The organism is Janthinobacterium sp. GW821-FHT03C10 (assembly GCF_059420865.1).
This window is the reverse complement of record NZ_JBWKUN010000008.1, coordinates 65,837-77,832: the sequence shown is the minus strand read 5'-3', so window position 1 is coordinate 77,832 and position 11,996 is coordinate 65,837. Positions and strand designations below refer to the sequence as shown.

The 11,996-nt window shown below is 63.9% G+C and carries 13 protein-coding genes; 5 read left to right on the top strand and 8 right to left on the bottom strand.

Annotated elements, in window-relative coordinates:
• Window positions 1-66 precede the first annotated feature (66 nt).
• The 8 genes from AC07VH_RS24000 to AC07VH_RS23965 form a co-directional block, all read right to left on the bottom strand.
• The gene (locus AC07VH_RS24000) at window positions 67-846 is read right to left on the bottom strand and encodes a class II glutamine amidotransferase (protein ID WP_489628925.1); all 780 of its coding nucleotides are present in this window, start codon (window positions 844-846) and stop codon (window positions 67-69) included.
• An 86-nt stretch (window positions 847-932) separates the two neighbouring features.
• Entirely contained in the window at window positions 933-1,190 is a 258-nt protein-coding gene (locus AC07VH_RS23995) for a BTH_I0359 family protein (protein WP_010393222.1), read from the bottom strand.
• 156 nt (window positions 1,191-1,346) lie between these two features.
• The gene (locus AC07VH_RS23990; protein ID WP_475416769.1) at window positions 1,347-1,748 is read right to left on the bottom strand and encodes a CobW family GTP-binding protein; all 402 of its coding nucleotides are present in this window, start codon (window positions 1,746-1,748) and stop codon (window positions 1,347-1,349) included.
• Window positions 1,745-2,464, bottom strand: coding sequence for a response regulator (locus AC07VH_RS23985; RefSeq protein ID WP_034749318.1), 720 nt, complete (start codon window positions 2,462-2,464; stop codon window positions 1,745-1,747). The genes AC07VH_RS23990 and AC07VH_RS23985 overlap by 4 nt, the downstream gene beginning before the upstream one ends.
• 98 nt (window positions 2,465-2,562) lie before the next feature.
• Window positions 2,563-4,857, bottom strand: a complete 2,295-nt coding sequence (locus AC07VH_RS23980) for a sensor histidine kinase (RefSeq protein WP_489628927.1) — start codon at window positions 4,855-4,857, stop codon at window positions 2,563-2,565.
• A complete protein-coding gene (locus AC07VH_RS23975; RefSeq protein WP_226939765.1) occupies window positions 4,857-5,363 on the bottom strand; it encodes a DUF4390 domain-containing protein in 507 nt (168 codons plus the stop codon). Before AC07VH_RS23975 ends, AC07VH_RS23980 begins: the two co-directional genes overlap by 1 nt.
• Before the next feature lie 97 nt (window positions 5,364-5,460).
• Window positions 5,461-6,882, bottom strand: a complete 1,422-nt coding sequence (gene rsmB / locus AC07VH_RS23970) for a 16S rRNA (cytosine(967)-C(5))-methyltransferase RsmB (RefSeq protein ID WP_494788523.1) — start codon at window positions 6,880-6,882, stop codon at window positions 5,461-5,463.
• A gap of 2 nt (window positions 6,883-6,884) precedes the next feature.
• A complete protein-coding gene (locus tag AC07VH_RS23965) occupies window positions 6,885-7,076 on the bottom strand; it encodes a hypothetical protein (protein WP_475416766.1) in 192 nt (63 codons plus the stop codon).
• A 182-nt stretch (window positions 7,077-7,258) separates the two neighbouring features.
• Between AC07VH_RS23965 and argS the strand changes: the two genes are divergently transcribed.
• The 5 genes from argS to AC07VH_RS23940 are packed head-to-tail and all read left to right on the top strand — an operon-like array spanning window position 7,259 to window position 11,993.
• Window positions 7,259-8,968 (top strand): arginine--tRNA ligase, encoded by a 1,710-nt coding sequence (argS, locus tag AC07VH_RS23960; protein WP_494788522.1) that lies wholly within the window; start codon window positions 7,259-7,261, stop codon window positions 8,966-8,968.
• A 20-nt stretch (window positions 8,969-8,988) separates the two neighbouring features.
• Window positions 8,989-9,699, top strand: a complete 711-nt coding sequence (locus AC07VH_RS23955) for an SPOR domain-containing protein (RefSeq protein WP_494788521.1) — start codon at window positions 8,989-8,991, stop codon at window positions 9,697-9,699.
• 9 nt (window positions 9,700-9,708) lie between these two features.
• Window positions 9,709-10,380: a thiol:disulfide interchange protein DsbA/DsbL gene (locus AC07VH_RS23950; protein ID WP_494788520.1), complete on the top strand. Its 672-nt coding sequence runs from the start codon at window positions 9,709-9,711 to the stop codon at window positions 10,378-10,380.
• A 37-nt stretch (window positions 10,381-10,417) separates the two neighbouring features.
• The gene (locus AC07VH_RS23945) at window positions 10,418-11,179 is read left to right on the top strand and encodes an SDR family oxidoreductase (RefSeq protein WP_494788519.1); all 762 of its coding nucleotides are present in this window, start codon (window positions 10,418-10,420) and stop codon (window positions 11,177-11,179) included.
• 10 nt (window positions 11,180-11,189) lie between these two features.
• Window positions 11,190-11,993: a biotin--[acetyl-CoA-carboxylase] ligase gene (locus AC07VH_RS23940; RefSeq protein ID WP_494788518.1), complete on the top strand. Its 804-nt coding sequence runs from the start codon at window positions 11,190-11,192 to the stop codon at window positions 11,991-11,993.
• The last annotated feature ends 3 nt before the right edge of the window (window positions 11,994-11,996 follow it).

Sequence of the window (11,996 nt, the reverse complement as noted above, 5' to 3'; positions counted from 1 at the left end):
CTTTAGCTGAATTTCGCCCGCGCTGTGGGTATTTTGGCAGCAATCCAGCGTATTGTCGTCAACAAATTAGGCCGCTGGCGTGTCTTGCACCACCCCGTCGACAAATAATTTCAATTCGCCCGGCGCAAACGCCGTCCATTGCTCATTCGTCGTCAGCGGCTGGGTAACGATCACGGCCACGCGGTCCTGCGGCGTCGTCACCTGGGAAAAGTCCACGCTCAGGTCTTCATCGGAGAGTTTAGCAGTTGGAAACGGATGTTGTCGCACCAGATAGTGCAAGCTGGTCGAGCAATGGGCAAACAGCGCCTCGCCGCTCGACAGCATCATGTTGAACGTGCCGTGGGCCGCGATGCCGGGCAACAGCTCCGCCAGGGCGGCATGCAGTTGCGGCAAGGCCGGCGGAGCATCGCCAAAGCGCGCGTGCAATTCCTGCAGCAGGTAGCAGAAGGCCAGCTCGCTGTCCGTGCAGCCGACGGGGCGGTAGCTGCCCGTCAGCACGGGATGGAACTCCTTCAAGTCGCCATTATGGGCAAAGACCCAGTAGCGGCCCCACAGTTCGCGCACGAAGGGGTGGCAATTTTCCAGCGCCACCTGGCCTTGCGTGGCCTTGCGGATGTGCGCGATGACATTGCGCGACTTGATGGGATAGCGTTTGATCAGTTCGGCCACGGGCGAGGCGATGGCCGCCTGGTGGTCGACGAAATGGCGCACGCCGGCGCCCTCGAAAAAGGCGATGCCCCAGCCGTCATGGTGGGTATCGGTATGGCCGCCGCGCATGGCGAAGCCGGTAAAACTAAAGACAATGTCCGTAGGGACATTGCAATTCATTCCGAGAAGTTGGCACATGGTCTGTTTGCAGCGGGATAACACGGCCACCATACCACGCCGCCAGGCGGATTGGTATGGCGGCGATCGCCATCAGACAGCCAGAATCAGTGCAACAGGACCGGCTGGCTCATGAGGGAATCATAGCTGCCCAAAAATTCATCGATCTCTTCCATGCTGGGTTCGCTGGCGATCAGCTCCGTGACGTCGCGGCGGAAATGCTGGGCAAGGACTCCCGCGATGAAAGTCTCGCGTTTGCCGCCCTTGTCGACGATTTCATAGCCGCCGAAGCGCAGGGCTTCCAGGTCGACGTCGGCGCCGAATTCCACGACGCTGTATTGCTCGCTGTTATAGATCAGGTTCATTTTGCATCCTTCGCTCAAGCAAGAGAAACTCTTGCGGTTTCAGGACAGAGGTGGGGTTCCCACGCCGCCATTTCAAGCGGCCAGGCCACCCTGCGGGCTACAGAGTTGTAACGAGATGCAAACTGCGACTGCGGTAATACCGTCAGGCAACCACGTTCAGGAAACGAGCAGGTCTGGTTCCAGCGCCAGCAGGACATCGTAGGGACTGGCCGTCAGCCAGGTGCGCAGCTGTTCGATATGCGAGGCGTCAGCCAGGCTGATGAACAGGCGCGCGGGTGGATGGCGCAGCAGACGATTTAATGTTACACGCAATACGAGATTGCCGCTGCAGCACAGGCAACCGGGCGCGATGCGCAACAGTTGCAGTGGAAACGATGGAGAAGGGGAAATTTGCTCGGCCAGGTCGGCCAGGATGGCGTTGCCGTCAGCAAGGCCTTCGAGAATCACGGCGGCCGGCTGGCCAGGCTGCAAGGCTTGCGCGATGGCCGCCTCGCGCCCGGCGGCGCGTCCACCGCTGACCAGGGTCAGCGGCGTCGGACGCCGCACGGATGCCGTCACAGGCCTTTCTTGGCCAGCTTGCCCGGTTCGACGCCCAGCTGTTTCAGCTTGCGGTACAAATGGGTGCGTTCCAGGCCCGTTTTTTCCGCCACGCGGGTCATGCTGCCACCTTCGCGGCCCAGGTGGTGTTCGAAATACATGCGCTCGAAGGCGTCGCGCGCCTCGCGCAGCGGCAAGTCGAATGACAGGTTGTAGCCATGGCCTTCGGCCACCGCCGGTACGGCGATGCCTGGGCGCACCATCAGCTGTTGCGGCGCGCTGCCGCCAAAGCTGGGCACGGGATGGCTGCTTTCCTCGGCCACCACGGGCGCCACGGGGCGCGGCGCCACGCTCGGCGCGCGCACGGTTTCCTGTGCCCGCGTCAAGCCTTGCTGGACTGCCTTCAGCAGTTTTTGCAGGGCAATCGGTTTTTCCAGGAAGTTCATGGCGCCGATGCGCGTCGCCTCGACCGCCGTATCGATGGTGGCGTGGCCGGACATCATGATCACCGGCATGGTCAGCAAGCCATCGCGCTGCCATTCCTTGAGCAAGGTGACGCCATCCGTGTCGGGCATCCAGATATCCAGCAATACCAGATCCGGCGCACCGGCGGCACGCGCTTCGCGCGCCTGCTGCGCATTTTCGGCCAGCTGGATAGCATGTCCTTCGTCGCCCAGAATTTCCGAGAGCAACTCACGGATACCCATTTCATCATCCACTACGAGTATGTTTGCCATTCGTGTCTTGCCTTCCTCATTTCGCCGGCCGTCGCGCACAAGATGTACACGGCGGACAACTATGATTTTATTAGTGTTTTAAATACTAAACCAGACCCTCACGCCAGGAATTCCTGGGCACGAGTGTCGGGAGCTAACTTTAACAGCAAAATGACCACCGAAGCGCCATTGCCGTCGACCCGGTTCTCGATATCGATGCGTCCGCCGTGTTCATCGATAATTTTCTTTACCATCGCCAGGCCCAATCCCGTGCCGCGCGCCTTTGAGGTCACATAGGGTTCGAAGGCGCGCGCCAGGATTTTTGGCGCAAACCCAGGACCATTGTCGGTGATGGCCAGCCGTACGGCGATATTCACGCCGCCGTCCGCACTGCGATAATGAATTGCTTCCGTCCTTACGTCAATCCGCGGATGCGGCGAGTCCGGCGGCAGGTCGGTCATGGCGTCCTGCGCGTTCTGCAGCAGGTTATGGATCACCTGGCGCAACTGGGTCGGATCGCCCATCACCATCGGCAGATTCGGCGCCAGCTGCGGGTGGATGATGTCGCCATCGTCGCCGCGCAGGTACAGGTTCAGTATCTCTTCGATCAGCTCGTTCAGGCGCAGGGGAACGAGCACGGCCGGCGGCGTGCGCGCATAGTCGCGGAAATCGTCGACCATGCGCTTCATCGCATCGACCTGCTTGACGATGGTGGTGGTGGCGCGGCTGAGCAGTTCGGCGTCGCGCGGCTCCAGCTTGTCTTCGAGCTTCATCTGCAGGCGCTCGGCCGACAGCTGGATGGGCGTGAGCGGATTCTTGATTTCATGCGCCAGGCGGCGCGCCACTTCACCCCAGGCGATCGAGCGCTGCGCGGATATCACGTCGGAAATATCATCGAACACGACGATGTAGCCGCTGCCGGACTCCAGCGGCAGGCGCGAGCCGCGCGCCAGCAAGGTGATGTCATGCTCGTCGGCACTGCTGCCCAGGCGGCGCGGAATCTCGATTTGCCGCTGCCAGTGCAGGCGCTGCTGCCGGCCCGACGCCGATTGCGCGCTTTGCGCCGTGAAGGCGCTGATGATGGCGCCGCCAAACTCTTCCATTCCGGCAATCTGCGCCAGCGGCTGGCCCACCATGCTCATGCCCGAATGCTGGAGGATGCGCTCGACGGACTCGTTGCAGGTGACCAGCTTGAAATCGCCGTCGAGCACCATCACGCCGGCCGACATGTTGGCCAGCACCGATTCCAGGTGGGCCTTGGCGTTTTGCAGCGCAGCGCGGTTGCTTTCCACGGCCGTGCGCGCATCGAGCAGCTGGCGCGTCATGATGTTGAACGATTGCGTCAAGGTACCCAGTTCATCCTTGGTGGCGACGATGGGACGCGGCGACAGGTCGCCCTCGGCCACGGCGCGCGTGCCTTCCGCCAGCAGCAGCAGGGGCTGGGCCAGGTTGCCGGCGATCAGGAATGCGCTGCCGATGGCGCCAAAGATGGCCAGCAGCAAGGTCAAGGTGAGGATTTCCATGTACATCTTGCGCAATCCCACGCGCGCGACGAAACGTTCCTTGTATTCGCTGTAGGCGGCGCGCAGCACTTCGCCATTCGTCGCCAGCTTGGGCGGCACCGCCTGCAGCAGTTGCAAATAGCGGGGCGAGACGGAGGGGCCCGGCACGGCCACCAGCACCCGCAGGCGCAGGCTGGCCGCCGTTTCCAGCGACGCCGGCAAGCCCGAGCGGAAACCGCCGCCGCCCGACTCCGTGCCATCGTCATGCAATTCCAGGCCCCCTTCAGCGGAGGCATAGCCGGCCGGCAAGGCCGCCTGCACCAGCATGGCCGGCGTCGGCAAGTCGGCCGCGCTGTGCGGCCCGGCGCTGGCCAGCAGCACGCCGTCGCCGCTGACGAGCATGACATTTTGCATGCCCTCTTCGCGCAGCAGGCTGGTCAGCACGGCCGGACCGGCCACCGGGTCGGAGCCCATTTCCTCGACGGCCTTGCGACCCCGGTGGTCGAGCTCGACCAGGGCCGCATCGAGGCCGGCACGCCCCAGCTCAATCCCCGATTCCAGCGCCGCTTCGATCTTGACGTTGAACCAGGATTCGATGGAATGGGAGACGAATTGCACGGAAACAAGGAAAATCACCAGGCCCGGCAGGATGCCGACGGCGGCGAACAGCATCACCAGGCGCGTCATCAGCTTGGAGCCGAACTTGCCGCTCTTGTAACGCGCATACAGGCGGGCCAGGGAAATACCCACCAGCGCCAGCAGGGACACGGCCACGGCCGCGTTCAGGCCCAGCAGCCAGGTGTAGTAACGGTCGAAAAAGCCGGAATTGTCGGAAGCCGACGCCAGCAGGAATAGCAGGATACTGACTATGCCGCCGCCCACCACCAGCAGATAGCGCAATGCTTGACTCACTACTCCGCCGTATACAAGAAGGTTTTTTTATTCGAAGCCAGGCGCCAGTCGCTGTTATTGAAGGCATTGACCTGTATCGGCTTGGGCAGGTAGTCGCGGTCCATGCCCATGCGCAAGGTGACGTTATACGTCTGCCCCACTTTCAGCTCGCCGCGCCGCGCCACCAGCCAGCGGCTGGGACGGCGGATCAGGAACAGTGCATCGTCGAGCGTGGGAAAGCTTTGCTGCAAGCCGCCGCCCGACACATGATATTGGCGCGTGAGCACGTTGTATGACAGCTTGCTGGTCTGGCGCGCCACGATGGCTTTTTCATCGAACCAATACCAGCGAGGCCGGGTCAGTTCGATTTCCGTCGTGAAATACAGCGGCACGCCATGCTGTACCGCATCATCGAGGTCGTGATTGAGCTCGAAGGAATATGTGGCGGCCAGCTTGTAGCCCTCTTCGCTAGCCTCGATGTAGGCACGGGTGATCTCGACCATGTCGGCGGCATGCGCGCGTGGCATGGTACATGCCAGCATCAGCAGCAGGGCCAGGAGTCGGAAGAGTCGTGTTGTCACAAGTGAGCCGGTAGTGTCCGTAGGAAAAGGTTCGACGAATCGCTCAAGCCGCATTTTTTTGGAATAGCGCATAGAACAAACCGTCGTGGTCCTGCTCCGCGCTGCCAGTTGGCAACAGCTGGCCAGGCGCTGTCAATCGGGTCGCATTATTGCGCACCGCAAATGCCGCCGCCTGTGCCTCGGACTCTTGCGGCCACAATGAACAAGTCACGAACAGCAATTTACCATCGGGGCGCAGCATCTGCCACAGGTTGTCCAGAATTTTGGATGAAAGTGTTGCAAGTTGGAACGCGTCGCCCTTGCGGCGCAACCAGCGGATATCGGGATGGCGGCGCACAATGCCCGAGGCCGTGCACGGCACGTCGGCCAGGATGCGGTCGTACTGCTGGCCGTCCCACCACGCGCTCGATTGCGCATCCTGCGCCTTCAGGGTGGCGTCCAGGCCCAGGCGCTCGAGGTTTTCCGCGATGCGCGGCAGGCGCTTGGCATCCGCGTCGATGGCCGTCACCTGCACGTCGGCCAGCTCCATGATGTGGCACGTCTTGCCGCCCGGCGCCGCGCAGGCGTCGAGCACGCGCATGCCGTCCTGCAAGTCCAGCAGCGGCGCGGCCAGTTGCGCGCCGGCATCCTGCACCGAAACGACGCCCTGCTCGAAGCCGGGAATCAGCGCCACGCCGATCGGCTTGTCCAGGCGCACGGCGAACGGTCCCACCTGGCGCGCGGCAATGCCCGCATCTGCCAGCACGGCCAGATACGCCTCGACCGTGCTCTTGCGGCGGTTCACGCGCAAGGTCAGTGGCGGCACGGCATTGCCGGCCGTCAAAATGGCTTGCCAGTCGCGCGGATAGGCCAGGCGCAGCGAATCGATCCACCACTGCGGATAATTCCATTGCGCCAAAGGTTGCTGCAGGGCCGCTTCCAGCAAGGACTTGCGCTCGCGCAAGAATCGGCGCAAGACGGCATTCACCATGCCCTTGGCATGCGCCAGGTCAGGATGCGAGGTGGCCACCGTGACAGCCTGGTCGACCACGGTGAATTCTTCGTACGGCTGCTCGCCCGGCTCGGCCGACATCAAGGACAGCGCGCAGCACAGCAGGGCAGCAAGCATCGGCGGCTCCGGCGCCTTCGACGTCATCAGGCCGACCAGGGTTTCGCTGCGGCCCAGCTGGCGCATGGTGCGGTAGGAAATATCCTGGATGGCGCCGCGCGCCTGCGGGCTGGCGTTCGATTGCGCAAACACCTTGGCCAGCGCCTGCGGCAGGGCCGTGCCGGTGCGCACTTGCGCCACGGCATTGGCGGCGCCCAGCAGGCAAAACGCCAGCGAGTCGGCGCGCAAATCGGGCTGGAAGCCTGGCTGCAAGACGGGCTTCAGGTCGGGATGGTAGCTGGGACGCAATTTCGGTGCGGCAGGCGCCTGGCCTGGCGCCGGCTTGGTTTTCAATTTCAGCGTGGGGCGCTTGTTCATAGTTATCCGGTGTGGCTGCGCGCGGCGGGCTGCATGGTGGCAAAGTCGCGGCCGCGCGTCATCAATAAAGGGTCGATTGTAGCGTTTGTGGCGCCCTCTGGCCCAAGCGATTGCAGCGATACCTGTAAATTGCGGCAAAAAACCGCATATATACAAGCAGAATGCACCACGCTGATGTTTTCGCGCACCAACATGGGCATGCTGTCCTGATAATATCGTGAAATGCGCCGGCACGGGAAGCTTGCCGGCAAGCGTATTGTTCCCGGCGGCAAACCAGTATAATTAACGCAGTCTGGGCGGCTTGGGTACTTGCCGTCCGTTTTGCTTTTTGATTCATTCTATTCATTCTTAACGCGGTTCCACCGCCATCCCGCTCATGCTCGCCCAACAGAAACAAGAAATCATCGCCCTGTTCCAGGCCGCCCTCGCTCCCGTCCTGGCCGGCACTTCGCTGACGCCATCCGTGGTGCTCGAGCGACCACGCGATGCATCGCATGGCGACGTCGCCTGCAATATCGCCATGCAACTGGCCAAGCAGCTGAAACAGAACCCGCGCGAACTGGCGCAAACCATCGTGACGGCCGTGCTGGCCAACCCGGCCGGCAAGGGATTGATCGAGGCAGTGGAAATCGCCGGTCCCGGCTTCATCAACGTGCGCGTCTCCGCCGCCGCCAAGCAGGCCGTCGTAAACACCATCTTGAGCGAAGCCGGCAGCTATGGCCGCAGCACGGCAGGCGCCGGCAAGCAGGTCATCCTGGAATTCGTCTCGGCCAACCCGACCGGTCCGCTGCACGTGGGCCACGGCCGCCAGGCGGCCCTGGGTGACGCCCTGTCCTCGCTGTTCGACGCGCAAGGCTACCAGGTGACACGCGAGTTCTATTACAACGACGCGGGCGTGCAGATCCAGACCCTGGCCAACTCCGTGCAGGCGCGCGCGCGCGGCTTCAAGCCCGGCGACGCCGAATGGCCCGAGTCCGCCTACAACGGCGACTACATCGCCGACATCGCCAACGACTTCAAGGCCGGCAAAACCGTGTCGGCCAGCGACGGCTTGCCGGCGACGGCCAACGGCGACGTGGAAGACATCGATTCGATCCGCCCGTTCGCCGTCACCTACCTGCGCAACGAGCAGGACATCGACTTGCAGGCCTTCGGCGTGAAGTTCGACAATTACTACCTCGAATCGTCGCTGTACGCGGACGGCAAGGTCAATAGTGCCGTCGAAACCCTGATCAAGGCCGGCCACACCTACGAGCAGGATGGCGCGCTGTGGCTGCGCACGACCGACTTCGGCGACGACAAGGACCGCGTCATGCGCAAGACGGACGGCACCTACACGTATTTCGTACCCGACGTCGCGTATCACCTGGTGAAATGGCAGCGCGGTTTCGTGCAGGCCATCAATATCCAGGGCAGCGACCACCATGGCACCATCGCGCGCGTGCGCGCCGGCCTGCAGGCCGTCGATATGGGCATCCCGCAAGGCTACCCCGACTACGTGCTGCACAAGATGGTCACCGTCATGAAGGACGGCGAGGAAGTCAAGATTTCCAAGCGCGCCGGCTCCTACGTGACCGTGCGCGACCTGATCGAATGGTCGGGCGGCGGCGACATCGCCAAGGGCCGCGACGCCGTGCGCTTCTTCCTGATCTCGCGCAAGGCCGACACGGAATTCGTCTTCGACGTCGACGTGGCGCTGAAAACCACCGATGAAAACCCGGTCTATTACGTGCAGTACGCGCATGCGCGCATCTGCCGCATCCTGGAAAACTGGGGCGGCGATGAAAGCACGGTCGCCGGCGTGGACTTGTCCCCGCTGACGGCGCCGACGGAAGCGACCCTGCTGGCGACCCTGGCCGCCTATCCGGAAATGCTGGCGCGCGCGCAAGCGGAACTGGGACCGCACCAGGTCGCCTTCTACCTGCGCGACCTGGCCGCCAACCTGCACAGCTTCTACTTCGCCGAAAAAGTGCTGGTCGAGGACGAAGCCGTCAAGATGGCCCGCCTGGCCCTCGTCGTCGCCGCGCGCCAGGTATTGCGCAACGGCCTGGCACTGATCGGCGTGTCCGCGCCAAACAAAATGTAATCGCGAAGGTCTAATCGTCAATGAATCATGCTTCCCGCTTCTCTTCGACCCGGCGCCAGCAGGGCAATACCCTGGTCGGCATCATCATCGGCCTGGTCATCGGCCTGGGCATCGCCGTGGTGGTCGCCCTGGTGATCACCAAGGGCGCCTCGCCCTTCACCGACAAGTCGGGCAAGGCCGGCAAATCGACCGAACCGACGGCCGGCCAGATCGCCGACCCGAACAAGCCGATGTACGGCAACAAGGAAGCGGCCAAGGAAGCGGCGCGCGACTTCTCCAAGGAGCCGCGCGAGATCGTCACGCCGACGCAGCCAGCCGCACCGGCGCCGGCGCCAGCACCCGCGCAGCAGCCGAAGGCGCCGCCGCCGGACGCGCTGCAGGAATTGATCGGTACCTTGAAGGACAAGCCGGCGCCGAAAACGCCGGCGGCGGCACCCGCGCCGCAAGCCAAGGCCGACGTAAAAGCCGAAGCCAAGGCCGATGCAGCCAGCGACAAATGGATTTATTATCTGCAGGCCGGCGCCTTCCATGACATGTCGGATGCCGAAAGCACGCGCGGCAAACTGGCGCTGCTGGGCTTCGAAGCGGCCATCAGCGACCGCAGCACCGATGCCGGCGTGCTGCACCGCGTACGCATCGGGCCGTTCAACCAGCTCGAAGCGATGAACCGCGCGCGCACCAAACTGTCTGAAAACGGCATCGATGTCGCCGTCGTCCGCAACCAAAAATAAGGAACCAGCATGCGTTTTCTGAAGAAAATCCTGTTCGCCGCCGCCCTGTGCAGCATCGCCCTGGGCGCGTCCGCCTCGCCGGCCGAGCCGAAGAACGGCGTCGAATACGAAACCCTGCCAGCGCCGCAGGCGACGGAATCGGGCAAGAAAATCGAAGTGACGGAATTCTTTGCCTATTACTGCCCGCACTGCAACGTGCTCGAGCCGCAGCTGGCGGCCTGGGTCAAGAAGCAGGGCGACAACATCGTCTTCAAGCGCGTGCACGTGTCCCGCGACGAGAGCGTGGCGCCGCAGCAGCGCCTGTTCTTCACCCTGCAAGCCATGGGTCTGGTCGACAAGCTGCATACCGGCGTCTTCCACGCCATGCACGTGGAGCGCAACCGCCTGAACACCGACGACGCCGTCTTCGACTTCGTCGCCAAGCAGGGCGTGGACCGCCAGAAATTCATCGATACCTACCGTTCGATGGGCGTCTCGGCCCGCGTGCGCCGCGCGGACGCCATGATGCAGGGCTATAACGTGACGTTCTGGCCCATGATCGCCATCGACGGCCGCTACATCACCTCGCCTTCGCAGGCCGACCAGGGCAGCAAGTCGGCCAAGAACGAAGAGCAGCTGAACGCCCAGGCGCTCAGCGTGATGGACGTGCTGGTCGCGAAAGCCAAAGCGGAAAAGAAATAAGCATGACCACTTCCCTGGCGCGCCCGGGCATCGCCTGATGCACAGCGTTTTCATCACGGGCGCGTCGAGCGGACTGGGCGCCGCCCTGGCGCTGCAGTACGCGCGCCAGGGCGCCCAGCTGGGCTTACTGGCCCGCCGCGGCGACGCGCTGCGGCACCTGATCGCTTCCCTGCCCCACCCTGAACGCCACCGCGCCTACGCCGTCGACGTGTGCGACCACGCGGCGCTGAAACAGGCGGCCGATGACTTCATCACCCATGCCGGCCGCATCGACGTCGTCATCGCCAGCGCCGGCGTATCGTACGGCACCTTGAGCGAACACGCGGAAGACCTCGACGCCTTCGCGCGCCTCATCGCCATCAACGTCACGGCCACCGTCGCCACCTTCGCCCCCTTCATCGCCGCCATGAAAAGCCAGGGCGGCGGACGCCTGGTGGGCATCGGCAGCGTGGCGGGCATCCGCGGCCTGCCCGGCGCCGAAGCCTACAGCGCCTCGAAGGCGGCCGTCATCAGCTACTGCGAATCGCTGCGCCTGGAATTGAAACCGGCGGGCATCAAGGTCGTCACCATCACGCCCGGCTACATCGACACGCCGATGACGCGCCATAACGCCTACCGCATGCCCTTCCTGATGCCGGCCGAAAAATTCGCCGTGCGCGCCGCGCGCGCCATCGCCGACGGCGACAGCTACCGCGTGATCCCGTGGCAGATGGGCGTCGTCGCCAAGCTGCTGCGTGCATTGCCCAATGCCGTCTACGACCGGGCCTTCGCCAACGCGCCGCACAAGGCGCGCAACTGAACAGACCAACATGACGAAGCACGCAGACCTGAACAGCGCGGCCATCGCCGCCCATTGCGCCACGGGCGCCTCGCACGTTGCCATCGAAGTGGTCGATGAAACGGGATCGACCAACGCCGACCTGCTGGCGCGCTGCACCACCCTGGCCGGCCCCACCCTGCGCATCGCCGGCCAGCAGACGGCCGGACGGGGGCGCGCCGGACGGCCGTGGGTGTCGCAACCGGACGCCAGCCTGATGTTCTCGCTGGCCTGGCGCTTCAAGGGGCCGCTGCACCAGCTGGTCGGCCTGCCGCTGGCCGTCGGCGTGGCGCTGGCCGAAAGCATGACGGCGCTGGGCGTGCCGGTGCAACTGAAATGGCCGAACGACCTGCTCAAGGATGGCCACAAGCTGGCCGGCATCCTCGTCGAGACGCAACAGGCACAGGGCGACGATAGCGGCGGCGTATGGGCCGTGATCGGCTGCGGCATCAATCTCTTGATGCCCGATGCGCTGGAGCGGCAGATCGGGCGCAGCGTCTCGGCCGTGCCCTGGCTGGCGCAGATGGAGCGCAATACCCTGGTGGCGGCCCTATTGAGCCGCCTGGCAGGCGTGCTGGCCGAATTCAACGACACGGGCTTCGCGCCGTTTGCGGAACGCTGGAACCTGCTGCATGCGTGGCAGGGCCAGCACGTAAAAATCCTCGACAACGGCCAGCTGCTGCAGCAAGGCGTGGCGGCCGGCGTCGATCACCTGGGCCGCCTGCTGCTGCGCACCGATGGCGGCCTGCAGGAAGTCATGTCCGGCGACGTGTCCTTGCGCCTGGCCGGGGAGTAAGCG